The sequence below is a fragment of the Acidimicrobiales bacterium genome (genome assembly GCA_035546775.1).
Lineage (GTDB): Bacteria > Actinomycetota > Acidimicrobiia > Acidimicrobiales > JACCXE01 > JACCXE01.
Window position 1 is genome coordinate 93,013 of sequence record DASZWD010000014.1, and the last position, 26,430, is coordinate 119,442.

Consider the following 26,430-nt stretch of genomic DNA (forward strand, 5'->3'; position numbering starts at 1 on the left):
AGGTGCCGGTTTTGTTCCGCCTCGACGGGCAAGAGGTCACCGTCGAGCGCGACGGGGTGAGCCTGCTCGACGCGTTGCGCGACGAACTCCGGGTGCACACCGTGAAGGACGGCTGCGCGCCGCAGGGCCAGTGCGGGTGCTGCACGGTGTGGGTCGACGGCTCGCCGCGGGTGGCCTGTGTGACGCCGGTGCGCCGCGTCGCCGGCCGCGACGTCACCACCGTCGACGGCCTCGACGCGGCGGTCCGCCAGCGTTTTACCGACACCTTCGTCGCCACCGGTGCCAGCCAGTGCGGGTTCTGCACTCCCGGCATCGTGATGCGACTCGCCGCCCTCGGCGCGGGCGACGATCCCGAGCGCGCCCTGCTCGCCCACCTGTGCCGCTGCACGGGCTGGCAGACGATCGAGGAAGCCTTCGCCGGCGGGAATGCCGCGCCGGCAACCCGCGACCTCGACGCCGCGGCCCGGCGGGCGACGATCGAAGGCCGCTCGCCCCAGCACGTCGGCCCCGAGGTCGTGCTCGGCCACGGCGGCTTCGCCGACGACACCGCGCCGCCCGACGCCCTCGTTGCCGTGCCCACACTCGACGGGCAGTGGGTCGTGGCCGAGACGCTGAGCGAGGCGCGCGCCGCCGCAGGGAAGGTGCAGGGCCGGCGCACGACCATCCCGCTGCGGCACCCGCTCGAACTCCCTCCGGGCGACTGGGACCTCACTCTGCGCACGACCTGGGTCGAACCGGGCTACCTCGAACCGGACGCGTCGTGGTGCGCGCCGGGCGGCGAGCCGGCGACGCCGCTCGCCAACGGCGGCGCGTTTGGGGGCAAGGCGACGTCGATCGCACCGGCCGTAGCTCAGCGACTGGCGAACGAACACGGGCGCGCCGTGCGCGTGGTGCTGGCGCGCGAGGACGTCGTCCGCCTCGGTCCGAAGCGTCCGCCGATCGCCGCCGGCCTGCGCGCCGACGGCACAGGCGTCATCCGTGTCGTGCGCACACCCGGTATCACCGAGGCGATGCGGGCGGTGCTACCCGACGTCACCGTCGAGGAAGTCGACGTGGCCGGACCGCCGACGTCGCTCGACGTGCGCGCCGCCGGATACGCCGAGGCGTCGGTGCTCAAGGCGGCGCTGACCGGCGACGCCCGTGTTGGCGTTGCTGCGGCGCGCATCGGCGACGACGGCACGGTCTACGTCACCGTCGACGCCGGCGACCCGCTCGACGGGATCGTGCTGCGCTCCTACTGCATCGGCGCGGCGCACATGGCGCTGGGGTGGGTGCGCAGCGAAGGCGTCGCCGTCGACGAAGCCGGCGTCGTGCACGACCTCACCATCCGCAGCTTCGGCATTCTGCGCGCCGTCGACACGCCACGCATCGAGGTGACGGTCACGCCGAGTGACGGACCGCCGGTGAACGCGTCGGACGACGTGTTCGCCGCCGTCGCCACTGCGGCGTGGATGGCCGAGCGCCGGCCGACCGACTGGCCGACACAACGTAGGGTGCAGGCATGACCGCCAAGCCGCTGGGTCCGTACACACCGGTTGTCCGTTCGGGGGAGTGGATTGTCTGTTCGGGTCAGCTCGGCCTGCGCGACGGCGTGCTCGCCGGCGGCGGCGTCGCCGACGAGACGACCCAGGCGATCGACAACCTCACCGCGCTGCTCGCCTCTGAAGGCGCCGCGCTCACCGACATCGTCAAGACCACCGTGTTCCTCACCGACATGGCCGAGTTCGCCACCATGAACGAGGCCTACGTCGCCGCCTTCGGCGACCACCGCCCGGCGCGTTCGACCATCGGCGTTGCCGCGCTACCCGTCGCAGGAGCCGCCGTCGAAATCGAAGCCTGGGCGCGGAAGGGGTAAGAATCTTCCAATGATCGGTGCGCTCATCATCGCCCTGCTGATCACGATCGGCATCCCCGTCGCCTTCATGGTGATGGGCATGCTCGTGTCGTTGCTCTTCGGCTGGACCCTCGGCGACACCGCCGAAGCCGACCACCCCGGCAGCGAACTGATCGACACCAACTACTAGCCATCGGTGCCGAACCAAAGGTTCGGCACCGAGCTTGATCGACGCCGCCTGCGGCGGCGGCCTGTTTTCGCCTACCGGCCGAACAAGTCGGTCCCTTCGGCAGCTGCTGCCCTCCTCGCGGCAACCAGAGTGGGCGAAGGACTACCTCACGCCGTAGGGGCGTTAACCCCAGCGGGATTGCCCGAAGCGGTAGCCGACGGACCTGACGGTCTGGATCAGGTTGGCTTCGTCGTCGAGCTTGGCGCGGAGGCGGCGGATGTGGACGTCGACGGTGCGGGCGCCGCCGTAGTACTCGTAGCCCCACACCCGCGACAGCAGCGTCTGGCGGGTGAAGACCTTGCCGGGGTGCGTGGCCAGGAACTTCAGCAGTTCGTATTCGAGGAACGTGAGGTCGAGCGGCCGGCCGTTCAGTGCCGCCTGGTACGTCTCGGTGTTCAGCACCAGCGAGCCGTACTCCACGAGTTCGGGACGCGTGCCGCGACCCGTCCGCCAGAACAGGTGCTTCAGCCGCGCTTCGAGTTCGCGGGGCTGGAACGGCCACAGGCAGAAGTCGTCGAAGAGGTCCTCGCGCAATTCGAGGCGGTCGAGATACTGCCCGCCGACGAGCACCAGCAGCGGCTCGAGCGGTTGGTCGCGCTTGCGCAGCGCGCGGCACAACGCGAACGCGCTCTCGGCGTCGGCCGCCGCGACGATGACCGCGCCTGCCCATCCGTCGTCGGGTTCGTCGATGACCGCGGCTTCGGGCGACGAGATCGCTTTCCACGGATAACCGGCAAGGTCGAGCGCCTGCACCAATTCGGGCGGTGCCGGATCGGGGTAGACGAGGAGGGGTTCCACTTACAGCCCCGAGAAGTAGCGCTCGAGTTCGAACGGCGTCACCTGCGTCTTGTAGTCGGCCCACTCGGCGCGCTTGTTGCGCAGGAACCATTCGAAGACGTGATCGCCCAGCGTCTCGGCGACGAGCGACGAACCTTCCATCACGTCGAGGGCTTCGGACAGCGAACCGGGCAGGGCGTCGATGCCGGCTTCGGTGCGCTGCGTGTCGGTCATGGCGAACAGATTCGTCTCGGCCTCGGGCGTCAACTCGTAGCCCTTCTCGATGCCCCGCAGGCCCGCGGCGAGCACGACGGCGAACATCAGGTACGGGTTGCACGCCGGATCGGGCGAGCGGTATTCGATGCGCGTCGGATCCGGACGGCCTTCCTTGGCGTGGGGCACGCGGATCAACGCCGAGCGGTTGTTGCGCGCCCAACTGACGTAGACGGGTGCCTCGTAACCGACGACCAGGCGCTTGTAGCTGTTGACCCACTGGTTCGTGATCGCGGTGATCTCGCGCGCGTGCGTCAGCAGGCCGGCGATGAACCCCTTGCCGACCTCCGACAGGTGCACCGGGTCGTCGGCGTCGTAGAAGGCGTTGGTGTCCTCGTTGAAGAGCGAGAAGTGCGTGTGCATGCCCGACCCCTGCACGCCCGCGATCGGCTTGGGCATGAACGTGGCGTGCACCCCGGAAAGCGACGCAATTTCCTTCACGATGAGACGCGTGGTCATCACCGCGTCGGCCATCGACAGCGCATCGGTGTGGCGCAGGTCGATCTCGTGCTGGCTGCTCGAGTCTTCGTGCTGGCTGTACTCGACGGGGATGCCCATCTCCTCGAGCGTGAGCACCGTGTGCTGGCGCAGCTCGCTCGCCTTGTCGGCGACGGTCAGCTCGAAGTAGCTGCCGCTGTCGAGCGGGCGCGGCCCGCCGGGCGCCAGCGGGTCGCTGTTCTCGAAGTAGAACCACTCGAGTTCGGGGGCGGCGAAGAAGGTGAAGCCGGCGTTGCGCGCCCGGTCGAGCGTGCGGCGCAGCACTTGGCGCGGATCACCCTCGAAGGGCGTTCCGTCGAGGTTCTGGATGTCGCAGAACATGCGGGCGACGGCCGGGTCGCGTCGCAGCGGCAGGATCTGGAACGTGCGCGGGTCGGGCACAGCCAGCACGTCGGACTCCTGCACCCGGGAGAAGCCGTCGATGGCGGAGCCGTCGAACGTCATGCCCTCTTCCAGGGCGTTCTCGAGCTCGGCGGGCGTGATGTTGAACGACTTGGCCGTGCCGAGCACGTCGGTGAACCACAGTTGGATGAACCGGATTCCGCGTTCTTCGACCGTTCGGAGGACGTAATCCTGCTGGCGCTCCATGCACCAGTGTCGCGTGCCGCTCCGCAGGCTCGTCCAGCCGAGCGACGTAGTTCACAAAGCGTTCACACTCCTGAGAAGGTCCCGAGACTCTTCTCCCGGTAACTTTTCGTTCATGAGCTATCAGGCTGAATACATCTGGATCGACGGCACCGAGCCCACGGCCCTGCTGCGCTCCAAGACGAAGATCCTTGCCGACGGCAAGGAGCCGGACATTTGGGGCTTCGACGGTTCGTCGACCAACCAGGCCGAGGGTCACTCTTCGGACTGCGTGCTGCAGCCTGTGTGTGTCGTGCCGGATCCCATCCGCAAGGGCGACAACAAGCTGGTGCTGTGCGAAGTCCTCAACACGGACATGACGCCGCACCCGTCGAACACCCGCGCCAAGCTGCGCGAGGTCTACGACAAGTACAAGGACCAGGATCCGTGGTTCGGCATCGAGCAGGAGTACACGCTGTTCAAGGGCGCCCGCCCGCTCGGCTTCCCCGAGCACGGTGGTTACCCGGGCCCGCAGGGTCCGTACTACTGCGGCGTCGGCCAGGACGACATCTACGGCCGCCCGCTGGTCGAAGAGCACATGACGGCGTGCCTCGAGGCCGGTCTGCTGATCTCGGGCATCAACGCCGAGGTCATGCCCGGCCAGTGGGAGTTCCAGATCGGCGCCGGCGACCCGCTGACGGTCTCGGACCACCTGTGGCTCGGCCGCTGGCTGCTGCACCGCATCGGTGAGGAGCACGACATCTCGGTCACCCTCGACCCCAAGCCGGCGCGCGGTGACTGGAACGGTGCGGGTGCCCACACCAACTTCTCCACGGGCAAGATGCGCGAGGACTACGACGCGATCATCGCGGCGTGCGAAGCGCTCGGGAAGAACGCCGACGAGCACGTGGCCAACTACGGCTTCGGCATCGAGAACCGTCTGACCGGTGCGCACGAAACCGCCCCGTACGACCAGTTCTCCTACGGCGTGTCCAACCGCGGCGCGTCGGTGCGCATCCCGTGGCAGGTCGCCATCGAGAAGAAGGGCTACATCGAGGACCGCCGGCCCAACGCCAACTGCGATCCGTACGTCGTGACCCGTCTCATCGTCAACACCTGCTGCTCTGCCCTCGCCTAAGCAGCAACCGAACTCCGAGCGAAGGGCGGCCTCCCGGCCGCCCTTCGTCGCGCTTGTCAGCGCGCTCGTAGGCTGAACGACGATGCAGATAGCTGCCTGCCAGCTCAACCCCACGGTGGGGGCGATCGACGCCAACTGCGACGCCATCATCGGGGCGTTCAAGGCCGCGGTGGCCGACGGGGCCCACGTGGTTGCCTTCGGCGAACTCGGCATCTGCGGGTACCCGCCGGAGGATCTGCTGCTGAAGGACGCGTTCGTCGACGCCGTCGAGGCGGGCCTGCGGCGCGTCGCTGCAGTCACCGCCGACGCGCCGGGCGTGCTGCTGATCGTCGGCGCGGTGGAGCGGCGGGGTGAGCGCCTGTACAACACCGCCGCGCTGTGCCGTGACGGCGAAGTCGTCGCGCAGCACCACAAGCGCCACCTGCCGAACTACGCGGTGTTCGACGAGCACCGATGGTTCGACGAAGGCGAAGAGCCCGTGCCGATCGTCGAGGTCGACGGCGTACGCGTCGCGGCGGTGGTGTGCGAGGACGTGTGGGTCGAAGGCGGGCCCATGCCCGGCGCCGCCAACGACGGCGCCGACCTGATCGTCGTGGTGAACGGTTCGCCGTACGCCCGCGGTCGCATCGACGAGCGGCTGGAGATCCTGCGGACCCGCGTCGCCGAGTGCGGGCGGCCCGTCGTGTACGTCAACCAGGTCGGTGGCCAAGACGAGTTGATCTTCGACGGCGGGTCGTTCGCGCTCAACGCCGACGGCGCGATCGCAGCGATGGCTCCCCAACTCGTCGAGCACACCCTGACCGTGACCTTCGACGACGACGGGGTCCTGCACGGATCGGTCGCCGAGCGATTGAACGAGCTCGACGAGGTCTACGACGCGCTGGTCCTCGCCACCCGCGACTACATCGACAAGAACGGCTTCGGTGACGTGGTGCTGACGCTTTCCGGCGGCATCGACTCGTCGCTGGTCTCGGCGATCGCGGCGGACGCGCTCGGACCCGAACGCGTGCACGTCGTGGCCATGCCTTCGCGCTACTCGTCACCCGACTCCGAAGGTGACGCCGAGAAGCTGGCGCGCAACTTCGGTATCGACTTCCTGACGATTCCGATCGAACCGGCCCACGCCACCTTCATGGAAATGCTGGCGCCGACCTTCGGCGACCGCGCGCCCGACCTCACCGAGGAGAACCTGCAGAGCCGCATCCGCGGCGTGCTCGTCATGGCGCTGTCGAACAAGCTCGGCTGGACGGTGCTCACGTGCGGCAACAAGAGCGAGTCGGCCGTCGGCTACTCGACGCTGTACGGCGACACCGCCGGCGGCTTCGCCGTCATCAAGGACTGCCTCAAGCTGCTCGTGTACCAGCTGGCGCAGCGCCGCAACGAACGCGCCGGCTTCGACGTCATCCCGGCGAACGTGCTGGCGAAGCCGCCGTCGGCCGAACTCCGGCCGGGGCAGCGCGACGACCAGAGCCTGCCGCCGTACGAAATTCTCGACCCGATCCTCGAGCGTTACGTCGAGCACGACGCGTCGCTCGCCTCGATCGTGGGCGATGGGTTCGACGAAGCCGTGGTGCGCCGCATCGTCGGCTTGGTGGATCGCTCGGAATACAAGCGGCGTCAGACACCGCTCGGCCCGCGCATCACCGGCAAGGCGTTCGGCCGCGATCGGCGCGTGCCGATCACCAACCGCTTCTCGGGGTGAGCGAACGACGCGCGCAGTTCGGCGTCGTCGGCGCGGCGCTGCTGTTCGGCTCGACCTTCGTCGTCATGCGCGACTCGGTGAAGGCTGCTGCCCCCACCGCGTTCTTGTGTGCGCGCTTCGGCATCGGCGCGATCGCGTTGTTGTTGCTGGCGCGCCGGCGCGGGCCGATGCCGAAGGGCACGCTGGTCCCGTCCGTCATCACGGCCAGCGCGTTGTTGACCGGCTACGTGTTGCAGACGGTCGGTTTGCAGTACACGAAGACGTCGACTTCCGCGTTCATCACGTACTTGCTCGTGGTGCTCGTGCCGGTGTTCGCCGCGATCCAACACCGCGAGATGCCGCCGTTCATCGTGGTGATCGCCGTCGGCGTCACGACGTGCGGGTTGTGGTTGTTGACCGGAGGCGTCGACGCCATCGGTAAGGGCGAGTTGCTCACCCTCGGCTGCGCGGCGGCGTACGCGTTGCACATCCTCCTCATCGAACGCTGGACGGCGCGCGTCGACGTGCTGTGGTTCATGGGCATCCAGCTCGGCGTCGTGAGTCTCGGCTGCTTTGTGCCCGGACTCGTGCAGGGCGGCTACGGCTTCGGATGGCATGCCTGGTGGGGCGCGTTCTACACCGGCATCGGCGCGTCGGCCGTGGCGCTCACGCTCCAGGCGTGGGGCCAAGCGGTGCTGCCGCCGACGCGCACCGCGCTCTTGCTGATGCTCGAACCGGTCAGCGCGGCGTTCATCGGCTACGCGGTTGGGGAGCGCATCGGAGCCCACGGCGTCCTGGGCGCGGTGCTGATTCTCGTCGGTGTCACAGTCGCCGAAGTCGGGGATGCGCGAAAACTCAATGAATACAAGGCAGAATGGCCATCCAACGACCCCATACAGGGAGGAACCACGTGAACCGTCGCGAACTCGTCGCCGCTATTGCTGAGGCTTCCGGCGAGGACAAGAAGACTGTCGACGCCATGCTCAAGACCACGGTCGACGTCATCACCGAAACCGTCCAGAAGGGCGACCCCGTCGTGATCAGCGGCTTTGCGAAGTTTGCCAAGGTGCAGCGCGCCGCCCGCATCGGCCGCAACCCGGCGACCGGCGCGGAGATCAAGATCCCGGCCAAGACCGTCGCCAAGATCACCATTCTCAAGGGCTTCAAGGACGCCGTCCTCGCCAAGCCGGCGAAGAAGGCTCCGGCCAAGAAGGCCGCCGCCCCCAAGCGGTAGCTCAACGGATTGCGAAACTGCCCGTCGCCCGGTCGCTTGGCCGGCGGCGGGCTTTTTCGCGTGCGGACTATGGTCTGGCCAGTTTCGGACAAGGAGTGTTGACCAGTGGGGGATTCGCGCACGCCGCGTGCACCGTTTGCGCCGTGGGACCGGCGTGAGCTGCCGGGCAGCTTCGACGTCGAAGAGACCGCTCGCCGCGTCGGCAACTACAAGTGGACCGAGATGCGGCTGTTCGAAGCGCTCGGTGGGTGGGTGGCGACGGTCCCCGAACTCGACGTGAAGCTGCGGTTGGGGACGCACTGCTATCACCACGCGTGGCACGCCGAGCTGTGGCACAAGCGGTTGCCCGAGCTGCGGGAGATGAACCAGGACCGCCTGACGCTGCCGGCCAACGACGAGTTCGTCACCTTCATGGACGCCGTCACCGAACCCGGCGATCCCGACCAGACGATCGAGAAACTCGTCGGCGTCTATCGCGTGCTCATCCCGCACAAGATCGCGGCCTACACGTACCACCTCAACAACACGTCGACGATCACCGACGCACCGACGATCCGGTCGCTCAAGTTCGCGCTCAACGACGAGATCGAGGACTGGCGCGACGGCGAGATGATGATCCAGTCGCTGCTGCGCGACGAGGACGACGTCGCCCGTGCCGCCGCACACCAACAAAAACTCGAAACACTGATCATGAAGGCTGGGGGTATCACCGGGCCGGGTTCCATCGGTGATCCGTATGACATTGGAGAAGGTCGATGAAGAAGTTCATTGCTCCTGACGAACTCGCCCGTGACGCGCGCTTCGCCCGCGTGAACATGGTCGACCGGTTCGGCGACAAGCGCGTCGCCAAGCGCGGCGACGACCGCGTCGGCGGTAGCGGCGGCGGTGGTTCGTACGGCGGCGGTGGCCAGATGCGCCTGTCGCCCGACCTGCCGGGCGCCGCCGACCAGGCGCGCTCGCTGATGCACGGCATCTTCGTGGGCGAGATCCAGGCCCTCGAAGGCGCGGGCCGTACCTGCTTCGACTTCGAGGTCGGTGCCGGCGCGGACAACGTGCCGTTCGAATTAAAGCTCGACATGGCGCGCCAATGCTGGGACGAGAGCCGGCACTGTGAGATCAGCATCAAGCTGTCGGAGTGGATGGGCACCGAGATCGGCGAGTTCTCCGAGTCGACCTTCCTGTTCGAAGCCGCCTGCAACCCCGACGCCGCGTTGCGTCTCACCGGCGTCAACCGGGCGCTCGAAGGCCTGGCGATCGACGTGTTCAACACCATGCGCGAGTTCGGCCGCAAGGCGGGCGACCCGGTCCTGGAGTTCTGCGAGGACTGGATGCTCGCCGACGAAGTCACCCACGTGAAGATGGGCTCGGACTGGCTGCGCAAGCTCACGGCGTCGGACCCTGAGCGCCGTGAGCGTGCCCTCGAGTTCCAGCGCGTCGTCGACAAGATCTTTTCCCTCGGCGGCGCCCGCGGTGAGAACGACGACAGCCCGATCCGCCTCGCTCGCCGCTTCCGTGAGCTGGCTGGCTTCACCGAGGAAGAGGTCGACGAGATCGCCGGGCTGGCCAAGGAAGCCGCCGACGAGATCGCGGCCCGCCGGGCGGCGTCGTAGCGCCGATGGCGAAGGTTTCCGTCGAACCCACCGAGTTCCACTACGTCAACTTCGACGCCGCCGAGATCACGCGCCTGGTGGGCGAGGTCGCCGACCTGGTCGGGCTGGCCGACGCCACGATCGAGATCAAGATCGACGAGTCGACGCCGCTCGGGCGTGCCGTCGTCACCTCGCTCGACCCGATCGTGATCGAAGTCGAAGGTGGCGCGTTCGAAAACGCCAAGGCGCCGCGGCAGCTGAGCGACCGCAGCGTGCGCGACGTGCTGTCACGTCTGCTGTTCAAGGTGTCCGACCGCCGCTCGGGGCGCTTCGCCAACGCGCCCGCCGAAGGGGAAGTGCCGCTGCCCCATGCGGTGGCGTGGGACGTCTACGCCGTGGGCCGCGCGTCGCGCGCCGGCATAGACGTGTCGAAGGCGCGGCGGCTGTACCACTTCCGCAACCGTCACGGCTTCAACGACGTCGCCGACGCCGCGTTCGAAACCTTGTGGAACGCCGACGACCTCACCTGGGACGAACTCAGCGCCCTGGTCGACGACGTCGCCGCCGCCAAGACGCCGGCCTAACCACTTCTGTGAAGGCTTTTCCGCCCTATGGGCGGAAAAGCCTTCACAGAAGTGGGTCGTGCGGGCTTACGCGGTGACGGGGTTGGCGCGCAGCTTGCCCGGGCTCGTGGGCGGCACGCGCTGCTCGCGGGGCGCGATCTTGGCGATGGCGACGCAGAACGCCGCGATCCACAGGATGGCCACTCCGGTGAGGAGCGTGAACACGCCGTCCTTCAGCGCGTTGCCTCCGCCGTGGGTCTCGCGCAGCAGGTACTTCGGTTCGGGCTGAAACTTCATCGTGCGATCGACGAAGGGGATCTCGGGCTTGTGAATCTCGGCGTCGCCCGGCAAGTAGAGCGGCACCGCCATCATCTTGTTGCCCGTGTGGAGCCGCAACAGCGCCTTCCACTTGCCGTACACCGGCACGCGGTCGGTGCTCACGTAGTGGCCCGGCGCCCCGGACGGCTTCATGTCGGCGAGCACGAGCCCACCGCCCTGCCACGAACCCGCCTGGAAGAAGCGGGCGTGCGCGGCGGCGTTGGCCGGCGTCAGTTGCACGCTCACGTTGGCGTAGCCGCCCACCGTGCGCCCGACGTGCACCGCGGCGGTCACGTCGCCGGTATGGCGCGGCATCGGCAAGGCAAGACACACGAGGATCACGAGACCGGCCACCGCGGCGACGGGCCCGCGCACCGGCGGCGCGTCTTCCTGGCGTCCCGCCGACCGGGCGAACGCCGTCGCCAAAATCGCCGACGCAATGCCGACGACGAGCCCAAATCCCACGGCGCCGCGCACGAGATTGTGGTTCCACGGTTGGTACGCGTGGTGGGCGTTCCACCAGAAGTCGCCGGCGAGCCCCAACGTCGCGACGCCGACGCCTGCTGCCACCGCGAAGCGGATTCGTCGCTCGGTGCCGAAGAGGAATGCGGCGATCTCGACGGCCAGCGCCGAGGCCACGTAGAGGCCGACGACGCGGGTGTGGATCGGCGCGTCCTTGCCGGAGTTCAACAATCCCGTCGCCGTGACCCAGTTGAACGCCGCGATGGCGAGGCCCCACCACCGGCCGATGACGAGGCGGATGGCGACGAACGCGAACGCACTCGCGATGACGAGGATCATCGGATGGAAGATCTGCTGGAACTGCGGGACGCCGAAGGAGAACTCACCCAGCGGGGCGATGAGGCCTTGGAACGTGAGCCACGCGGCGACGACGTGAATGCCCATCGACCAGCGCGAGTCGTGGGGCTTCACGCCGGCGTCGGCGAGCACCAGCCACGCGGCGATGCCGACGAACGACGCGCCGAGGATCATCAGCATGTGCGTCGGGCTCCACATCGTGACGTCGACGCCGTACTTGGCATGCCACAAGTCGTCGAGCGGGAAGCCGGTGACGGCGGCGGCGCCGAGCGCGAGGAGCGGCAGCGTCGACCACGGGATGCGCACGGCGCGCCACCGCAGCGCGGTGTCGACGCCCTGGAGCGACGCGAACAGGACGCCGATGATCCCGGAGAACAGGATCAGTCCCAGGCCGATCACGATTCCGGTGTGTGGTGCGGTGAACAGGTTCTTGTCGCGACCGAGCGCCACGTGCCAGGCGACGTCGTTGTAGAACCCCTGGCCGGCGACGAGCAACGAGAAGAACGCCAGACCGACCGTCGCCGCCGCCCAGCCAGGGACGTGCACGATCCGTTCGAGGCCGTCGGCGATGCGCAGGTTGACGGCGGCGAACGGCGAGCGCGTGTCGCCCGAACGGCCGAAGGCGACGAGCCCGACCACGATGGCGGCGAACGCGCCGAGCAGCAGGTACAGCGGCGTCCAACTCTTGAGCACCTGGCCGGTGTGGTCGACGACTGCGAGCAGGTTCATGACTGTTCTCCCCATTCTCCGTTGAAGCCGTGCGTGAGAAAATCGGCGACGTACGCCACGAGACGGGCGCGAGGCATCGTCTGGCGATCTACCCACCAGTCACCCGCGGCGTACACGAACGCCACCACGCCGCGCGCGATCACCTCGGCGCCGCCCGAGTCCCGCCCGACGGCGCGCTGCTGCTCGCCGATCGCGATCGCGACGGTGGCGCCGATCTGGTCGAGGAATCCGCTCAGGTCGACGTCGGCGCCGCGTCCGGGCCGGACGAGGAAGCGATACAGCGCAGTGTCACGCTCGATGTAGGACAAGAACGCGTCGATGGTGCGTACCAGCAGTTCGTGCGTGTCGTTCGTGACTTCCGTGATCGCGCCCAGAAGGTCGCGCCGCAACTCGGCGGCGAAGCGGTCGCCGATCGCGTCGACGAGCCCGGCCCGGTCCCCGAAGTGGCGGTACAGGATCGGTTTGCTGATGCCGGCCTTCGCCGCGAGCTGCCCCATCGACGCCGTCGGACCGTGCTCGCGAATCCCCGCGATCGCGGCGTCGAGCAACTCTTCGCGACGATCCGTCCGACCCATCGTTACCGACGGTAACGTTACCGTCGGTAACAGTCAAGCAAGATCGTGCGCCGAAATGTTGTCCCACAAGTCGATGACGGGCGGCCGGGCGAGCAGCCCCCGGCACGCCTCGGCCATCTCGACCATGGCCGGCGAGTCGAAGTGGCCTCGCTGGGCGTCGGGTGACTCCCATTTTTCGACGAGCAGGTACCGCCAAGCGTGGGTCACCGATGCCACGAGGTCGATGTTGCGACAACCCTCGTCACCTCGGGCAATAACCACATATTTGGCCAGCACACCGAGCAATTTCGCCGCCGTGGCTTCGTCGGTGGCCTCGAGGGTGAGCGTCACCATGGTCAGTTCGACATCGTCGGGCACGATCGGCCACGCTATGCCGCCCCGGCGGTAGGAAGCGGGTACTGCGATACCGAATAATTGTCAACAGTTCCTGGCGAACCTAAGGACCTATTGACATGGTCCGTATGGTGAACAGGTTCCTCAAGTAGGGGAACAAGCAGCGGGAATACATACAGCCTGGGGCGGCGTTGTATCTAGGCCTGGATTGTGTGACCAGGACCTCTAACAACGACAGCACACACAAAAAGGATTGCGCGTGGCGAAGGAACGAGTGGAGCGGGACGAGGAAGACCTCGTCCGCCTGTACCTCACCGACATTGGTCAGTATCCGTTGCTGACCAAGGACGACGAGGTCCGGCTGGCACAGGCCATCGAGGCCGGTGTTGCTGCGCGCACTGAACTCGAGACGACCAAGGCAAAGGACCTCACCGCCGCCCGCAAGCGCGAGCTGCGCCGCGGCGTGCGTCAGGGTGACGAAGCCCAGCGCACCTTCGTGCAGTCCAACCTGCGCCTCGTCGTGTCGATTGCCAAGAAGTACCAGGCGTCGGGTCTGCCGCTGCTGGACCTGATCCAGGAGGGCAACCTCGGCCTCATGCACGCCGTCGAGAAGTTCGACTGGCGCAAGGGCTTCAAGTTTTCGACCTACGCCACGTGGTGGATTCGCCAGGCGATCACCCGCGGCATCGCCAACACGGGCCGGACGATCCGCCTGCCGGTCCACGCCGGCGACACCCTCGCCCGTCTCCAGAAGGCGCGCTCGCGCCTCGAGCTGAAATACGGCCGGCCGGCCACGCTGGCTGAACTGGCTGTCGAAGTCGAGATGCCCGAAGAGAAGGTCACCGAGGCGCTGCGCTTCGCCGCCGAGCCGCTGTCGCTTTCCGAGCCGCTGCGCGAAGACGGCGACGCCGAACTCGGCGATGTCGTCGAGGACAAGACGGCGGAGTCGCCCTTCGAGATGGCGGCCACCTCGCTGCTGCCGGAAGAGATCCAGCGCCTACTGGGTCCGCTCGACGAGCGCGAGCGCGAGATCCTGCGGCTGCGCTTCGGCCTCGACCGCGGCGAGCCCCGCACGCTCGAAGAGGTGGGCGAGCACTTCAACCTCACCCGCGAGCGCATCCGCCAGATCGAGGCGCGCGCCATGAGCAAGCTGCGTCACCCGAGCTCCGACACCGGAGCTCGCGACCTGCTCACCGGCTGAGGCGCAACTCGGTACAAAAACAAGAAAACGCCCGCCTCCGAGGAGGCGGGCGTTTTGCTGTGTCGGTCTACAGGCCGAGGTCGTCCGGCAAGCAGAGGTCGACGATCTGCGTCTGGTTGTTGTTGAGCGACAGATGGATGCGCAGACCGCTGCAGGGCTGACCAGCGGCCGCGTCTGCCGAGGGCGCCACGAAGGCGGCGACGCTCAGAAAGCCGAGAACGGCGGCCGCCGCAAGTGCGAGTCGTTTCATTGGAACTCCCTTTTCCCGAAGCACGTATACCGATAACGACCGGGGACCGCTGTCCTTACGCGGCCCGATGCCGTTGTCGCTGCTGCCAGGCGAACCAGGCGGCCACCGCGGCCGCCACCACGCCGGCGGTCGCCGCGGACGACTTGGCCGAGGGCACTGGCATGCGGTCGCGCAGCCGCACCGGGTGCGTGAAGTTGAGAATCGGCCAGCCCCGTTCCTTGGCGATGCGCGCCAGTACCCGGTCCGGATTGACGGCGAAGGGGTGGCCGACGGCCTCCATCATCGGCACGTCGGTGGCCGAGTCGCTGTACGCGTACGAGGCGTTCAAGTCGATGTCCATCTCGTGGGCCATCGCAGCCATGCACACCGGCTTGTAGGGCCCGGCGCAATACACGTCGATGAGGCCGGTGTAGTGGCCTTCGTCGTCGATACGGGCTCGGGTGGCCAGCACACGGTCGACCCCGAGGAACTCTCCGAGCGGCGCCACGATCTCTTCGGGCGAGGCGCTGACGAGGGCGACCACCCGACCGGCTGCCTTGTGCTCGGCGATCAGGTCCGCCGCTTCGGCGTAGATGATCGGCTCGACGACGGTGCGCAACGTCTCGCGCACGATCTGCTTGACGCGCTCGTGATCCCAGCCTTTGGTCATGGCGAGGGCTTTCTCGCGGACCTCTTCGAGCTTCGCCTCGCTGGCGCCGAGATGCTGGTAGACGAAGTGCCCCCAGACCGCGCTGGCGATCGTGCGCCGGGAAATGAGGCCTTCACGGTAGAAGTCGCGGCCGAAGGCAACCATCGACGCCTTGGCGATGACCGTCTTGTCGAGGTCGAAGAACGCCGCTTCCACGCCTAGAGGCTTCCACAAACTGGGTCTTGTGGGGTCCTCCCCGCGGTGCTTTCATGCGTTCTTCGCCGCTTCCCCTTCGGCTCGCAACACGCGCGTAACCGTCGTTCCTGCTGAGGAGGCACGCGATGCTCACGGCCTGCTGGTCCGTGAAGGGAGGAAGCGGCACCACTGTGGTCGCCGCCTCGCTGCTGCTCACCGCCGCCGCGGCAGGGCGCCATGTCGTCGGCGCCGACTTCGCCGGCGACCTCGCGCTGGCGCTCGGGCTGCCCGAGCCCGCCGGACCCGGGCTGCTGGACTGGATGGCGGCGGGGCCCGATGTACCGCCCGACGCGCTCGGTCGCATCGCGCACGACACGTCCCACGGCATCACATTGATCCCGCGGGGCGCCAGCGCGGCGGCCGACGCCGACGCCGGGCGGCGACTGGCGAAGGCCCTCCGCGGCGTGCGCGCGGGTGGACCGGTCGTGGCCGACTGCGGCCGTGTCGCGTCGCCCGCCGTCGAGGCGTTCGTCGCGGCGGCCGACCGGTCGCTGCTCGTCCTGCGTCCCTGTTACCTCGCGCTCCAACGGGCGAACGACGCGCCGCGACCGACAGCGGTCGTCCTCATCGCCGAGCCGCAGCGTCACCTGGGCCGACGCGACGTCGAATCGATTCTCGGCGTGCCCGTCGTCGCCGAGATCGCGTGGCAGGCGCAGATCGCCAACGCCGTCGACGAAGGTCTGCTGCGGCGTGGCCTGCCGCGGCCGCTGGCGCACGCAATGAAAGCGGTGGCGGCGTGACCGACGCGATCGCGCAGCGGGTGCGGGCGCGTCTCGTACGCGACGTCGACCCCGCCACCACCGTCGACGCGACGCTGGTCGCGCGCTTCGTGCGCGACGAAGCGCCCTTGCTCGACGCCGCGCTGGCCGACGCCGCAGTCGCCGACGTGCTGGCCGACGTTCTCGGCTTGGGCGCGCTCGAGCCGCTGCTGCGCGATCCCGAGGTGAGCGAAGTAATGGTCAACGGGCCCGGCCGGGTGTGGGTCGAGCGCGCCGGTGCGCTGGAGCCGACGCCCGTCACGCTCGACACCCGCCAAATCGAGCACATCATCGAAAAGATCGTCGGGCCCCTCGGCCTGCGCGTCGACCGCTCGTCGCCCGCGGTCGACGCGCGGCTGGCCGACGGCTCACGCGTGCACGCCATCGTCCCGCCGCTGGCCGTCGACGGTCCGTATCTCACCATCCGTCGCTTCCGGGCACGGGTGGTGGAGCTCGCGGAGTTCTGTGACCGTACCGAGGTCGTGACGAAGCTGCGGGAGGTCGTGGCGGCGCGCCGCAACGTCATCGTCTGCGGCGGCACCGGGTCGGGCAAGACGACGCTGCTCAACGCGCTCGCGAGTGCGATCCCGTCGGGGGGCCGCATCGTGACCGTCGAAGACGCCGCCGAACTGCGGTTGCACCAAGACCACGTCGTGCGGCTCGAAGCGCGTCCGGCCAACGCCGAGGGGGTCGGCCGCGTCACGATCCGAGAGCTGGTGCGCAACGCACTGCGCATGCGCCCCGATCGCATCATCGTCGGCGAGTGCCGCGGCGCCGAGGCGCTCGACATGTTGACGGCGATGAACACCGGCCACGAGGGGTCGATGTCGACGTGTCACGCCAACAGCCCGCTCGACGCGCTGCGCCGCCTCGAGACGATGGTGCTCCTCGCGGGTGAAGGCCTCCCGCTCGACGCCGTGCGCGACCAACTCCACGCGGCCATCGACGTCGTCATCGAAGTCGCCCGCGGGCGCGACGGCCGCCGCCGCATCCGCTCCGTCGTCGAAGTCGCGGAACCCGGCAGCACCGGCCCGCGCGTGCGGCCCCTGGAGATCGCGTGAGCACGTTCGGCCTCGTGTTCGCGTTGCTCGGCGCCACCGGTGTTGCCTTCACCCGGGCGTACCGCGCTCAGCGGCGCGTCGTCGTGATCGGGCGCGTATCGGGGGAGGTGCCGCCCCGCAGCCCCCGAAACGTCCGATCCCGTACGTGGCGCACGCCGCCCGCCCGCCTGCGACGCGAGCTGGCATCGCTCGACCTCGCTCTCGACGCAGCCCGCGTATGGCGGATCTGGCGTGGGTCGACGGTGGCGGCCGCACTGATAGGCGTCGTGGTGGTCGGTCCGGTGTTCGGCGTGTTGCTCGCTGCGCTCACAGGCGCGGCGCCGGTCATCGCCTGTCTCGTGCTGCGCAGCCGCGCCGAAGCCGCGTACGACGCCACCCTCGCATCCGCGCTCGACGCCGCCGCGCGCGGCGTGCGCTCCGGCGGATCGCTACCCCAAGCCGTGGCGGAGGCGGCGGTGAGTGTGCGCGGCCGTGTCGCTCACGACCTGTCGCGCGTCGCGGCCGGGGTCGAACGCGGACGCCCTTTCGCCGACGCGTTGCGCGCGTGGCGAACGCAGCGCGACCGTCCCGCAGTGCGCTTGGCCGTGGGCGCCCTCGTGCTCGCCACGCAAACCGGTGGCCCCCCAGCTCGCGTGATCGAGGACGTCGCTTCCGCCATCCGCACGCGCCAGCAAGTCGCGCGCGAGGCGCAGGCGCTGGCCGCGCAGGCGCGGCTGTCCGCGCTCGTCGTCGGCGTTGCGCCCATCGGCTTCATGTTGGTGACCTGCCTCACCGACTCGCGCAACAGCCACATGCTGTTCGGCACACCGATCGGGGTCATGTGCGTGGTGACGGGCTTACTGCTCGACGCCGTTGGCGCCTTCTGGATGCACCGGATGAGCGCCACGGTGGCGCCGTGAGCGGGCCGACGCTGGTTGCTCTCGGGTGGGCGGCAGTGTGCACCGGCTGGCTGGCACGCGCCCGACCCTCCGCCGCAGCCCGCGCCCTTGACCTCGCACCCCGTTCCGGTCCCGGCCCACGGCGTCTACCGGCCATGACCGCGCTGCCTTCGCCGCGTCAGGCGGGCGCCGTATTGATTGGCGCGCTGGCGTGCGCCGTCGTGTTCCCGCCCGCCGGCGTTGGGTTGCTCGTCGCGTTCGGCGTCCGGCCGCTCCTGCGCCGACGGCGCGAACAACGTGCGCGCGCCGCGGCCGTCGAGCGCGACCTCGCCGACGTCGTGGCACTCGTCGGCCTGGCGGTCAGCGCCGGCACAAACCTGACGGGTGCCCTCGGCGCCGCCGCCGCCCACGCCGAGGGGCCGCTGGCCGAAGCGATGGCCGCGGCGGTGGTCATTGCCCGCCGCGGCGGTCGCATCGCCGACGCGCTCGAGGAGTTGCCCGAGCGCCTGGGCGAATCGGTGCGGCCGCTCGTGGCCGCGCTCGTGGCGTGTGACCGCTACGGCGCGCCGCTCGGTCCGACCCTCGACCGGCTCGCGCTCGACGTTCGTACCGCGTCGCGCCAGCGCGCCGAAGCCGCCGCGCGCCGCCTTCCCGTGCGCCTCCTCTTCCCCCTCATCAGCTGCATCCTGCCGGCGTTCGCCCTTCTCACGGTGGCGCCGCTGATCGCCGGGTCCTTCCGCGGACTCGGCCTGTGACTCTCGAGCCCGAGACTCCGAGAAAGGGAGCTTCCATGTTCATGCTGTTTCCGCTGTTCTGGCTGCAACTCAACGCAGCTCGCGTCGCCCGGCGCGTGAGCCGAACCGACCGTGGTCAGGCGACTGCCGAGTACGCACTCGTGCTGCTCGGCGCGGCGGCTGTCGCCGTCCTGCTGATGGGCTGGGCGGCTAAGTCCGGCAAGATCGGCGACCTGTTGAACGCCGTGTTCGACACCGTCACCCGCAAGGTCAAGTGAACACGCGGCAGCGGCTTGGCCGTCGCGAGCGCGGCCAAGCCGTTGTCGAGCTCGCCCTCACCATTCCTTTCGTCGTGCTCCTCTTGCTCGGCACGATCCAGGTCGGACTAGTCGTTCGGGATGAGATCCTCACGGTCCACGCCTCGCGCGAAGCGGCGCGGGTCGGCGCCGTCGATCCCGATCCCGAAGCGGCGCGTCACGCCGCCTCGGCGTCGACCGGGCTCGATCCGCGGCGAATGTCCGTATCTGTCAGTCACCGAGGCGGGCCAGGTTCGACACTCACCGTGACCGTCCATTACGCTTCGCCAACAGAAGTACCTCTTGTCGGGGCATTTCTCCCTGATGTTCGGCTACGGGCGGTGGCCGCCATTCGGGTCGAAGTGTGACGGAACGTGGGATTTTCCGCCACGCTGCGAGAAAAAAAGCAGGAGATCTGCAGAAACACGCGGAATTACTGGTCTAGACAACATTGCGTGGTCACAATGTCGTTGCCAGCAAGGAAGCACCACACGACGGGCTAGTCCCGGGGAGAGGAACCAACAACACATGCGTATTCGCTCGCTAGCTCCGCTTGCGGTCGCGGTAGCCATGGGTGGCGCGCTCGTCGCGACGCCGGCCCACGCTGCTTCCACCGTGACCGTGAAGCCCGAGACGTTTGCTGGCGGCGCTGTGGCCCGTGCGCTCGATCTGAGTGTGCTCGGCCAGCAGCTTTCGCTCGGCGACACCGTCGCCAACATCGTCAAGGGTGTCGACGACTCCGGCAAGTCCACCTACCTGGCCAAGGCGGTCGGTGCTGGTGAACTGCTCAAGAGCCTCCAGACCACAGCCGATTCCACTGCTTCGTCGACCGTCACCAACGACGGTTCGCAGAACGTTCCCGCCAAGTGCGCGGCGCTCGACCTACCGGCGCAGATCCAGGCGATCCTGAGTGTCGGCCTCGCTTGCGGTTCGAGCTCGGCTTCGCTGAACAACGGCCTGCTGCACTCGGTGGCCGGTGGTCAGGTCGGCGACATCGAGTTGTCGGTCAACAGCCTGCTTCACACCCTCGGCCTCGACTCCACGGTCCAGGGCGTCGGTCTCCAGGTCGGTGGCCTGGTCAACACGCTGCTCGGCGTCACCCAGCAGCTCGGCCTGCCGGTCGACTCCAGCACCATCCCCAACGTGGGTGACCTGCTGAGCGACGTGCTGTCGAGCGTGGTCAACACCAAGACGCTGAGCGTCACCATCGGCGACGCCAAGTCCGAGGTCGTCAACACCGTCGACACCGTCACCGCCAAGGCGCACTCGTCGGCCGTCGACATCAAGATCCTGCCGACGCCGACCATCGGCGGCGTGCTCCAGAGCACCCCGCTCGTCGAGATCATCGTGGGCGAAGCCAACACGGCCGCCACCTACGACCGCATGACGGGCAAGCCGATCGGCGACCCGACCTTCGACCCGGCTCTCGTCCGGATCAAGGGCCTCGTCCCGAGCCTGCTGCTCCACGCCGGCCCCGAGGGCCTGGCGATCCCGGTCGGCCAGGACATCACGCTGCTCGCCGGTACGCCTCTTGAGAGCCATATTGCGGTCGCCGCCGGCAAGATCGTCGACGACGGCACCTTCGGCAAGAAGGCCGTGGCCGACGGCGTCAGCATCGAGCTGCTCAAGGGCATCTCGGGCGGCATCGTGCTCGACCTGGCGCACGCCGAGGCGGGTGCGATCTCGAACCTGGCCCAGACCAAGGTCCTCGACACGCCGAGCCTCGACATCGCTCGTGGCGAAACCTCGCTGCCCCGCACGGGTGCCGAGACGGCGCTGCCGCTGGCCTTCGCCGGTATGGCTGTCGCCATCGTCGCCGTCCGTCGTTACCGCCTGGCGGGCGCCGCCAAGTAGCAACACGGTTCGAAAGAACTTCGGGGGCCCGGGGCAAAAGCCCCGGGCCCTTCGTTTACCCTGGGCCTCGGTCCGTCCGCTGTTCTTCCCCCTTCAATGAGGTGTCGCGTTGGAAGCCGTCTTCCAGTTCTTTCGCCGGAATCGTCTGGCGTACCAGGGGCTGTCGGTGCTGCTGCTCGTGCTCGTGATCTCCGCCGTTGGTCTCCTCGGCTTTCCCGTGTACACGAACTTCGAGCAGGGTCGTATCCAGGACAAGAAGGCCAAGGAGTTCACGACCCAGGCCCTCAAACAGAAGTACGAGGACCGTCAGGTCAAAGAGGGCGACCCGATCACGCGCATCCGTATCCAGAAGATCGGCGTCGACGTGGTCGTCGTCGAGGGCACGACGCCCGCCGCGCTCAAGGCGGGCGCGGGGCACTACCGCGGCACGCCGTTGCCGTGTGAGATGGGCAACGTCGCCATTGCCGGCCACCGCACCACCTACGGCAAGCCGTTCAACCAGCTCGACCGGCTCGCGCCCGGCGACAAGATCGAGCTCACCACGCCGGTCGGCTCGTGCGAGTACGTGGTGACCGATCGGGGCGCATCGCCCAACCCGTTTGTCGTGGATCCCTCGAACATCTCGATCGTGGCCAACACGCCGGGCGAGCGAAACCTCACACTGACGACGTGCAATCCGAAAGGATCGGCGCGCCAGCGACTCGTCATTCGTGCCCACCTCGTGAGTGGGGCTCAGGACGCGTGAAAACGCTCCGCTGCATCGGCGCGGCCGGACTCTTAGCGCTCGCCCTCCTCGCCGTTCCTTTCGCCGGTCGTGCGCTCGCGGCCGCCCCGACGGTCTCGGTCGACTCGCCGGTGGCCGACAGCAACCAGACGTCCGGCTCGTTCGCCATCACCGGCTCGGCCAAGCAGGAAGGCAACCAGGCCGTGATCTCCAGCTTGTCCGTGAAGCTGTCGGACGACGACGGTTGGATCACCCCGGTCACGCAGACCTACAACGGGACCGCCGGCGGCATCTTCTCCGGCGGCGGGGCGAACGTGAGCTTCAACTGGGCGAACATCACCCAGAGCGCGGCGAAGTACAACGGGCCCTACACCGTCACGGTGACGGCGGTCGGTCAGTACTCGACGACGCTCGGGGGCACCCAGACGCAGCAGACGATCGTCAGCAAGTCGTTCCACGTCACGTTCAAGCCGGCGACGCCGACAGGCGTGACAGCGTCGATGGCGGACGGAACGAACACCGCCACGATCAAGTGGAACAAGAGCCCCGAGCCCGACATGGCGGGCTACGAGGTCGTGCGCTCGTATCAGGGCGCGGCGGCCAAGGTGCTCGCCACCGTGGACGCGTCGAAGACGAGCGTGACCGACGACCTCTCGGGCGCCGCTCCCGGCGGCTACCGCTACGCCGTGTACGCCTACCGGCACGCACGCTCGTGCAAGAGCTCGAGCGACACCGACGCCGCCTGTTCGCAGACGGTGCCGAGCAGCCAGTCGGCGTACAGCTCGACGGTGACGGTGCGCGGTGAGTCGACGACCACCACCACGACGATCAAGAAGAGCGGAGGCGGCGGTTCGGGTGGTTCGAGTGGCGGCTCGTCGGGAGGCAGCAGCAGCGGCGGCTCCTCGAGCGGCGGCTCGACAGCGAGCGGTAGCAGCGGCGCCGGGTTCCGCAGCGGCTCGACGGGCGGCGGCGGGTTCGCGCCCGGAGGCAACGTCGACTTGTCGCAGTTCGGCTCGCTGCTGAACCCCAAGGGCAAGTCCAGCGGTTCGTCGGGTGAGAACCTGCCCGAAGGCACCTACGACCCGACGCTGCCCTACGGCGAGCGCCCGCTGAACAAGTCAAAGGGCGACAACAGCCTTATCACCATCGGCGGCACCAGCATCCCGAAGCCGAGCGACGACTGGGTGAAGTTCATCGGCGCCGGCGCGCTGGCCACGTCGCTGCTCGTCCACGTGCTGTGGTTCAAGCAGCAGGTCGACCGGATACCGTTGGAAGCGATCGACTGATGGGACTGCTCAAGAAACTTCGCACGCCGGTCGAGGAACACGACCGGGCCAAGCTCGCCGACTTCTGCACGTCGATCGCCGGCGCTACGCCGATCGCCGAGGTGCAGCCGCGCAGCTACGTGACGGTGGTGGGCGAGATCTCGAGTGTGCGCATCGTGCCCAAGACGGGCGGGTCGCCGTGGCTCGAGGCCACGATCAAGGACGGCACCGGTGCGATGGTCGCCATGTGGACGGGTCGGCGCCGCATGCCCGGCATCCGCACGGGCCGCCGGCTCAAGATGTCAGGCCGCGGCGCGCCCGATGGCGCGGCGGCGCGGCTCAAGGTGCTGAACCCGGAGTACGAACTCCTCTAGCCGGCGGCGGCGACGAGCAGGTCGGTCAACTCGGCCTCGGCTTCGTTCGACACGAGCAGCGCCAGCACCTCGTCGCCCGCGAGCAGCATCGTGTCGCCTCGGGGCACAACCACGTGGCCCTCGCGCACGACAGCCACCAGGCTCGCATCGCGGGGCACGCCGAGTTCCGCGACGGTCTTGCCGGCCGCCGGCGAGTTCGACGACAGCGTTACTTCGACGAGACGGGCGCCACCGCCCTCGAAGGTGAGCAGGCGCACGAGCGAACCGACCGACACGGCCTCTTCGACGAGCGAGCTGAGCAGGTGCGGCGTCGACACGGCGACGTCGACGCCCCAACTCTCGTTGAACAGCCAATGGTTCTTGGGGTGGTTCACGCGGGCCACGACACGGGGCACGGCGAACTCCTGCTTGGCCAGCAGCGACACGACGAGGTTGTCCTCGTCGTCGCCCGTTGCCGCGACCATGACGTCGACGCCTTCGACGCCGGCCGCGTGGAGCTTCGAGACTTCGCAGGCGTCACCGGCGAACCACTGCACGTCGATGGTGTCGCGCAGACGGTTGACGATGTCGGGATTCTCCTCGATCAGCAGCACGTCGTGGCCGTGCTTCTGGAGGTCCTGCGCGATGTAGGTGCCGACGTTTCCGGCGCCCGCAATGGCGACGCGCATCAGTGGTGACCTCCGTCGGGTCCGTGTTCGAGCAAGGTGTCGAGTTCGGCGCGGGCGTCGCGCTGGACCATGAGGTGCAGGACGTCGCCCTCCTGGCCGATCGCTTCTTCGGTGGCGAGGCGACCGGCGCCGCCGCGGGAGATGGCCACCACGCGGTGACGATCGCCGACCGACAGCGCCGCCAGCTTCTGGCCGGCCCAGGCGGCCGGGAGCGACACCTCGAGCATCGACAGCGCGCCGTTGGCGTCGGTCCACTCGACGGTGTGGGCGTCGGGGTCGAGGCGGCGCATCACCTGGTCGGTCGCCCACGCCACCGATGCCACCGTCGCGATGCCCAGGCGCTGGTAGATCGCGGCCCGGCGCGGGTCCTGGATGCGGGCCACCACGTTCGGCACCTCGTAGGTCTCCCGGGCGATGCGCGCCGTCATGATGTTGGAGTTGTCGCCACCGGTGACCGCAGCGACGGCGTCGGCGTGCTTGATGTCGGCCTGCTCGAGCGAGTCGCGGTCGAAACCGAACCCGACGACGGCGCGACCGGAGAAGCGATCCGGCAGGTAGCGCTGGAAGCCGCGGCGCGCCTTGTCGATGATGGCGACCGAGTGGCCCTGCGCGTCGAGCTCGATGGCGAGCTCAGACCCGAGGCGTCCACACCCCACGACGATCACGTGCATCGCGCTATTCGACTACGGAAGGCTGGCGCGCGCCAACCTGCGCATGTTGCGAACGTGTAAACGAGCGTAAAGAAATCGCAAGGATTTCCCGGCCAGCCGATACGTTCGCGTCGTGGCTTCACTTGTAAAACGCCTTCTGGTTGGGCGTCCGCTCGCGACGAGCGAGCAGGAACACCAGCGGATCACCAAGGTCATCGCGCTGGCGGTCTTCTCCTCCGACGCCATTTCGTCGACGGCGTACGCGGCCGAGGAGATCCTCTTCGTCACCGCCGCCGCGGGGTCGAGCTTGGCGCTCGGCCTCACGACGCTGGTCCCGATCGCCATCGCCGTCGCCCTCCTGCTGGCGATCGTGGTGACGAGTTACCGCCAGACGATCTTCGCCTACCCCTCGGGCGGCGGCTCCTACGTGGTGAGCCGCGAGAACCTCGGCGAGGTGCCGGCGATGCTGGCGGGCGCGTCGCTGCTCGTCGACTACATCCTCACCGTGGCGGTGTCGATTTCGGCGGGCGTCGCCGCCCTCATCTCTATCCCGGCGCTGCGCTCCCACATCCAGGGCGACCGCGTGCTGCTGTGTTTGCTCATGGTGGCGATCATCACGGTCGCCAACCTGCGCGGCATCAAGGAATCGGGCCGCATCTTCGCCGTGCCCACCTACATCTACATCGTGATCCTGACGGTGCTGGTGGTCCGGGGCCTCGGGCGCGTCTACCTACCTTCACTCTTCGGGGGCCACATCGGCCACATCACCGGTGTGACCCCGGCGGAGGGCATCAACCGGTTCGGCGGCACGCTGACCCTGTTCATCATCTTGAAAGGTTTCTCCTCGGGTGCCGTCGCCCTCACCGGTGTCGAGGCGATCTCCAACGGCGTGCCGGCGTTCCAGCGGCCCGAGTCGAAGAATGCGGCGACGACGCTGGTGTGGATGGGCATGATCCTCGGCGTGCTGTTCTTCGGCACTGCGGTCCTCGCGCACCACCTGCACCCGATCCCGAGCCACGACGAGACGGTGTTCTCCCAGATGGGTCGCACCGTGATGGGCAAGGGGCCGCTGTACGTACTGCTGCAGTTCGCCACCGCCGCCATCCTCACGCTGGCCGCCAACACGGCCTACGCCGACTTCCCGCGGTTGTCGTCGATCATCGCCCACGACGGCTACCTGCCACGGCAGTTCGCCACCCGCGGCGACCGCCTCGTGTTCTCCAACGGCATCCTGATCCTGGCGGGTGCGGCGGCGACGTTGCTGGTCGGCTTCGGCGGCAAGACCGACCGCCTGATCGCGCTCTACGCCGTCGGCGTGTTCACGTCGTTCACGCTCAGCCAGGCGGGCATGGTGCGCCACCACCTGAAAGAACGCGAACCGGCGTGGCGCCGCGGCGTGGCCGTGAACGCCACGGGTTCGGCGGCGACGTTCGTGGTGCTGATGATCGTGGCGATCACGAAATTCACCGAGGGTGCCTACATCGTCATCATCATCGTGCCGATCGTGATGCTCGCGTTCTGGGCGGTGAAGCGGCACTACACCCGGGTCACCCTCGCGTTGGCGATTACGCCCGAGGAGGTGCGACCCGAGTCGGACAACTCGACAGTCGTCGTGCTCGTGGGCCGCGTGCACCGCGGCGTGATCAAGGCGCTGCGCTACGCCAAGTCGATGCGGCCGAA

31 protein-coding genes are annotated in these 26,430 nt (G+C 68.4%); 22 read left to right on the top strand and 9 right to left on the bottom strand.

Translation table 11 applies throughout. From position 1 onward, the window contains the following. The first annotated feature begins 2 nt into the window (after window positions 1–2). From VHC63_02705 to VHC63_02715, 3 genes are read left to right on the top strand one after another with little or no spacing between them, the layout of a single operon-like run. On the top strand, window positions 3–1,505 hold the full coding sequence (locus VHC63_02705) for a 2Fe-2S iron-sulfur cluster-binding protein (protein ID HVV35486.1): 1,503 nt from the start codon (window positions 3–5) through the stop codon (window positions 1,503–1,505). Further along, window positions 1,502–1,855 (top strand): RidA family protein, encoded by a 354-nt coding sequence (locus tag VHC63_02710; GenBank protein ID HVV35487.1) that lies wholly within the window; start codon window positions 1,502–1,504, stop codon window positions 1,853–1,855. The genes VHC63_02705 and VHC63_02710 overlap by 4 nt, the downstream gene beginning before the upstream one ends. 10 nt (window positions 1,856–1,865) lie before the next feature. Beyond that, the gene (locus tag VHC63_02715; protein ID HVV35488.1) at window positions 1,866–2,024 is read left to right on the top strand and encodes a hypothetical protein; all 159 of its coding nucleotides are present in this window, start codon (window positions 1,866–1,868) and stop codon (window positions 2,022–2,024) included. Window positions 2,025–2,186: 162 nt separating this feature from the next. Here VHC63_02715 and VHC63_02720 read toward each other — a convergent pair whose 3' ends face one another. Both VHC63_02720 and glnA read right to left on the bottom strand, forming a co-directional pair. Further along, window positions 2,187–2,861: a response regulator transcription factor gene (locus VHC63_02720; protein ID HVV35489.1), complete on the bottom strand. Its 675-nt coding sequence runs from the start codon at window positions 2,859–2,861 to the stop codon at window positions 2,187–2,189. Beyond that, window positions 2,862–4,199: a type I glutamate--ammonia ligase gene (glnA, locus tag VHC63_02725; protein ID HVV35490.1), complete on the bottom strand. Its 1,338-nt coding sequence runs from the start codon at window positions 4,197–4,199 to the stop codon at window positions 2,862–2,864. It abuts the gene before it with no gap. Window positions 4,200–4,311: 112 nt separating this feature from the next. Here glnA and glnII point away from each other — a divergent pair, with 112 nt between their 5' ends. The 7 genes from glnII (at window position 4,312) to VHC63_02760 (ending at window position 10,401) form a co-directional block, all read left to right on the top strand. Next, window positions 4,312–5,313: a glutamine synthetase GlnII gene (gene glnII, locus VHC63_02730; GenBank protein ID HVV35491.1), complete on the top strand. Its 1,002-nt coding sequence runs from the start codon at window positions 4,312–4,314 to the stop codon at window positions 5,311–5,313. Window positions 5,314–5,395: 82 nt separating this feature from the next. Next, a complete protein-coding gene (locus tag VHC63_02735; protein ID HVV35492.1) occupies window positions 5,396–7,015 on the top strand; it encodes an NAD+ synthase in 1,620 nt (539 codons plus the stop codon). Next, window positions 7,012–7,908 carry a DMT family transporter gene (locus VHC63_02740; protein ID HVV35493.1) on the top strand — a complete coding sequence of 299 codons (897 nt, stop codon included), beginning with the start codon at window positions 7,012–7,014 and terminating at the stop codon, window positions 7,906–7,908. The genes VHC63_02735 and VHC63_02740 overlap by 4 nt, the downstream gene beginning before the upstream one ends. Continuing rightward, a complete protein-coding gene (locus tag VHC63_02745; GenBank protein HVV35494.1) occupies window positions 7,905–8,228 on the top strand; it encodes an HU family DNA-binding protein in 324 nt (107 codons plus the stop codon). Before VHC63_02740 ends, VHC63_02745 begins: the two co-directional genes overlap by 4 nt. 105 nt (window positions 8,229–8,333) lie before the next feature. Then, window positions 8,334–8,987: a hypothetical protein gene (locus tag VHC63_02750; protein ID HVV35495.1), complete on the top strand. Its 654-nt coding sequence runs from the start codon at window positions 8,334–8,336 to the stop codon at window positions 8,985–8,987. Continuing rightward, the gene (locus VHC63_02755; GenBank protein HVV35496.1) at window positions 8,984–9,838 is read left to right on the top strand and encodes a DUF455 family protein; all 855 of its coding nucleotides are present in this window, start codon (window positions 8,984–8,986) and stop codon (window positions 9,836–9,838) included. Before VHC63_02750 ends, VHC63_02755 begins: the two co-directional genes overlap by 4 nt. A 5-nt stretch (window positions 9,839–9,843) precedes the next feature. Then, window positions 9,844–10,401 carry a hypothetical protein gene (locus VHC63_02760; protein HVV35497.1) on the top strand — a complete coding sequence of 186 codons (558 nt, stop codon included), beginning with the start codon at window positions 9,844–9,846 and terminating at the stop codon, window positions 10,399–10,401. Between the two features lie 66 nt (window positions 10,402–10,467). Here VHC63_02760 and VHC63_02765 read toward each other — a convergent pair whose 3' ends face one another. Genes VHC63_02765 through VHC63_02775 form a run of 3 tightly spaced genes read right to left on the bottom strand, consistent with a single transcriptional unit; the run spans window position 10,468 to window position 13,178 of the window. Then, window positions 10,468–12,246, bottom strand: a complete 1,779-nt coding sequence (locus tag VHC63_02765) for a hypothetical protein (protein ID HVV35498.1) — start codon at window positions 12,244–12,246, stop codon at window positions 10,468–10,470. After that, window positions 12,243–12,821, bottom strand: coding sequence for a TetR/AcrR family transcriptional regulator (locus VHC63_02770; GenBank protein ID HVV35499.1), 579 nt, complete (start codon window positions 12,819–12,821; stop codon window positions 12,243–12,245). The genes VHC63_02765 and VHC63_02770 overlap by 4 nt, the downstream gene beginning before the upstream one ends. A gap of 33 nt (window positions 12,822–12,854) precedes the next feature. After that, complete coding sequence (locus VHC63_02775) at window positions 12,855–13,178, bottom strand: antibiotic biosynthesis monooxygenase (GenBank protein HVV35500.1); 324 nt, start codon at window positions 13,176–13,178, stop codon at window positions 12,855–12,857. 235 nt (window positions 13,179–13,413) lie between these two features. On the opposite strand from VHC63_02775, the gene VHC63_02780 reads away from it, so the two are divergent. Next, entirely contained in the window at window positions 13,414–14,355 is a 942-nt protein-coding gene (locus VHC63_02780) for a sigma-70 family RNA polymerase sigma factor (protein ID HVV35501.1), read from the top strand. A 67-nt stretch (window positions 14,356–14,422) separates the two neighbouring features. Here the strand turns inward: VHC63_02780 and VHC63_02785 are convergent, their stop codons facing one another. Together VHC63_02785 and VHC63_02790 are read right to left on the bottom strand one after the other, a co-directional pair. Continuing rightward, the gene (locus VHC63_02785; GenBank protein ID HVV35502.1) at window positions 14,423–14,605 is read right to left on the bottom strand and encodes a hypothetical protein; all 183 of its coding nucleotides are present in this window, start codon (window positions 14,603–14,605) and stop codon (window positions 14,423–14,425) included. A 55-nt stretch (window positions 14,606–14,660) separates the two neighbouring features. Then, window positions 14,661–15,449 (bottom strand): HAD-IB family hydrolase, encoded by a 789-nt coding sequence (locus VHC63_02790; GenBank protein HVV35503.1) that lies wholly within the window; start codon window positions 15,447–15,449, stop codon window positions 14,661–14,663. Between the two features lie 125 nt (window positions 15,450–15,574). On the opposite strand from VHC63_02790, the gene VHC63_02795 reads away from it, so the two are divergent. The 10 genes from VHC63_02795 (at window position 15,575) to VHC63_02840 (ending at window position 23,432) form a co-directional block, all read left to right on the top strand. Continuing rightward, window positions 15,575–16,228 (top strand): hypothetical protein, encoded by a 654-nt coding sequence (locus VHC63_02795; GenBank protein HVV35504.1) that lies wholly within the window; start codon window positions 15,575–15,577, stop codon window positions 16,226–16,228. Beyond that, a complete protein-coding gene (locus VHC63_02800; protein HVV35505.1) occupies window positions 16,225–17,307 on the top strand; it encodes an ATPase, T2SS/T4P/T4SS family in 1,083 nt (360 codons plus the stop codon). Before VHC63_02795 ends, VHC63_02800 begins: the two co-directional genes overlap by 4 nt. Then, window positions 17,304–18,206 carry a type II secretion system F family protein gene (locus VHC63_02805; GenBank protein ID HVV35506.1) on the top strand — a complete coding sequence of 301 codons (903 nt, stop codon included), beginning with the start codon at window positions 17,304–17,306 and terminating at the stop codon, window positions 18,204–18,206. The genes VHC63_02800 and VHC63_02805 overlap by 4 nt, the downstream gene beginning before the upstream one ends. Before the next feature lie 134 nt (window positions 18,207–18,340). Continuing rightward, entirely contained in the window at window positions 18,341–18,940 is a 600-nt protein-coding gene (locus VHC63_02810; GenBank protein ID HVV35507.1) for a type II secretion system F family protein, read from the top strand. Between the two features lie 35 nt (window positions 18,941–18,975). Further along, window positions 18,976–19,197 (top strand): DUF4244 domain-containing protein, encoded by a 222-nt coding sequence (locus tag VHC63_02815; protein HVV35508.1) that lies wholly within the window; start codon window positions 18,976–18,978, stop codon window positions 19,195–19,197. After that, window positions 19,194–19,583, top strand: a complete 390-nt coding sequence (locus VHC63_02820; protein HVV35509.1) for a TadE family protein — start codon at window positions 19,194–19,196, stop codon at window positions 19,581–19,583. The genes VHC63_02815 and VHC63_02820 overlap by 4 nt, the downstream gene beginning before the upstream one ends. Before the next feature lie 247 nt (window positions 19,584–19,830). Beyond that, on the top strand, window positions 19,831–21,069 hold the full coding sequence (locus VHC63_02825) for a hypothetical protein (protein HVV35510.1): 1,239 nt from the start codon (window positions 19,831–19,833) through the stop codon (window positions 21,067–21,069). 109 nt (window positions 21,070–21,178) lie between these two features. Continuing rightward, window positions 21,179–21,814: a class E sortase gene (locus tag VHC63_02830; protein ID HVV35511.1), complete on the top strand. Its 636-nt coding sequence runs from the start codon at window positions 21,179–21,181 to the stop codon at window positions 21,812–21,814. Further along, window positions 21,811–23,079 (top strand): hypothetical protein, encoded by a 1,269-nt coding sequence (locus tag VHC63_02835; protein HVV35512.1) that lies wholly within the window; start codon window positions 21,811–21,813, stop codon window positions 23,077–23,079. Before VHC63_02830 ends, VHC63_02835 begins: the two co-directional genes overlap by 4 nt. After that, a complete protein-coding gene (locus tag VHC63_02840) occupies window positions 23,079–23,432 on the top strand; it encodes an OB-fold nucleic acid binding domain-containing protein (protein HVV35513.1) in 354 nt (117 codons plus the stop codon). The genes VHC63_02835 and VHC63_02840 overlap by 1 nt, the downstream gene beginning before the upstream one ends. Here VHC63_02840 and VHC63_02845 read toward each other — a convergent pair. Both VHC63_02845 and VHC63_02850 read right to left on the bottom strand, forming a co-directional pair. Further along, window positions 23,429–24,100: a TrkA family potassium uptake protein gene (locus VHC63_02845; protein ID HVV35514.1), complete on the bottom strand. Its 672-nt coding sequence runs from the start codon at window positions 24,098–24,100 to the stop codon at window positions 23,429–23,431. The two genes, VHC63_02840 and VHC63_02845, sit on opposite strands and share 4 nt — an antisense overlap. Beyond that, entirely contained in the window at window positions 24,100–24,771 is a 672-nt protein-coding gene (locus VHC63_02850) for a TrkA family potassium uptake protein (protein HVV35515.1), read from the bottom strand. The genes VHC63_02845 and VHC63_02850 overlap by 1 nt, the downstream gene beginning before the upstream one ends. 112 nt (window positions 24,772–24,883) lie before the next feature. Here VHC63_02850 and VHC63_02855 point away from each other — a divergent pair. Then, window positions 24,884–26,430, top strand: a 1,547-nt coding sequence (locus VHC63_02855) for an APC family permease (GenBank protein HVV35516.1), incomplete at its 3' end; no start/stop codon positions are given.

Coding starts and splice junctions, on each gene's coding strand:
- VHC63_02710 (HVV35487.1), top strand. CDS start 1,502: ATGACCGCCAAGCCGCTGGGTCCGTACACACCGGTTGTCCGTTCGGGG.
- VHC63_02715 (HVV35488.1), top strand. CDS start 1,866: ATGATCGGTGCGCTCATCATCGCCCTGCTGATCACGATCGGCATCCCC.
- glnA (HVV35490.1), bottom strand. CDS start 4,199: ATGGAGCGCCAGCAGGATTACGTCCTCCGAACGGTCGAAGAACGCGGA.
- glnII (HVV35491.1), top strand. CDS start 4,312: ATGAGCTATCAGGCTGAATACATCTGGATCGACGGCACCGAGCCCACG.
- VHC63_02735 (HVV35492.1), top strand. CDS start 5,396: ATGCAGATAGCTGCCTGCCAGCTCAACCCCACGGTGGGGGCGATCGAC.
- VHC63_02755 (HVV35496.1), top strand. CDS start 8,984: ATGAAGAAGTTCATTGCTCCTGACGAACTCGCCCGTGACGCGCGCTTC.
- VHC63_02760 (HVV35497.1), top strand. CDS start 9,844: ATGGCGAAGGTTTCCGTCGAACCCACCGAGTTCCACTACGTCAACTTC.
- VHC63_02765 (HVV35498.1), bottom strand. CDS start 12,246: ATGAACCTGCTCGCAGTCGTCGACCACACCGGCCAGGTGCTCAAGAGT.
- VHC63_02770 (HVV35499.1), bottom strand. CDS start 12,821: ATGGGTCGGACGGATCGTCGCGAAGAGTTGCTCGACGCCGCGATCGCG.
- VHC63_02785 (HVV35502.1), bottom strand. CDS start 14,605: ATGAAACGACTCGCACTTGCGGCGGCCGCCGTTCTCGGCTTTCTGAGC.
- VHC63_02795 (HVV35504.1), top strand. CDS start 15,575: ATGCTCACGGCCTGCTGGTCCGTGAAGGGAGGAAGCGGCACCACTGTG.
- VHC63_02810 (HVV35507.1), top strand. CDS start 18,341: ATGACCGCGCTGCCTTCGCCGCGTCAGGCGGGCGCCGTATTGATTGGC.
- VHC63_02815 (HVV35508.1), top strand. CDS start 18,976: ATGTTCATGCTGTTTCCGCTGTTCTGGCTGCAACTCAACGCAGCTCGC.
- VHC63_02840 (HVV35513.1), top strand. CDS start 23,079: ATGGGACTGCTCAAGAAACTTCGCACGCCGGTCGAGGAACACGACCGG.
- VHC63_02845 (HVV35514.1), bottom strand. CDS start 24,100: ATGCGCGTCGCCATTGCGGGCGCCGGAAACGTCGGCACCTACATCGCG.
- VHC63_02850 (HVV35515.1), bottom strand. CDS start 24,771: ATGCACGTGATCGTCGTGGGGTGTGGACGCCTCGGGTCTGAGCTCGCC.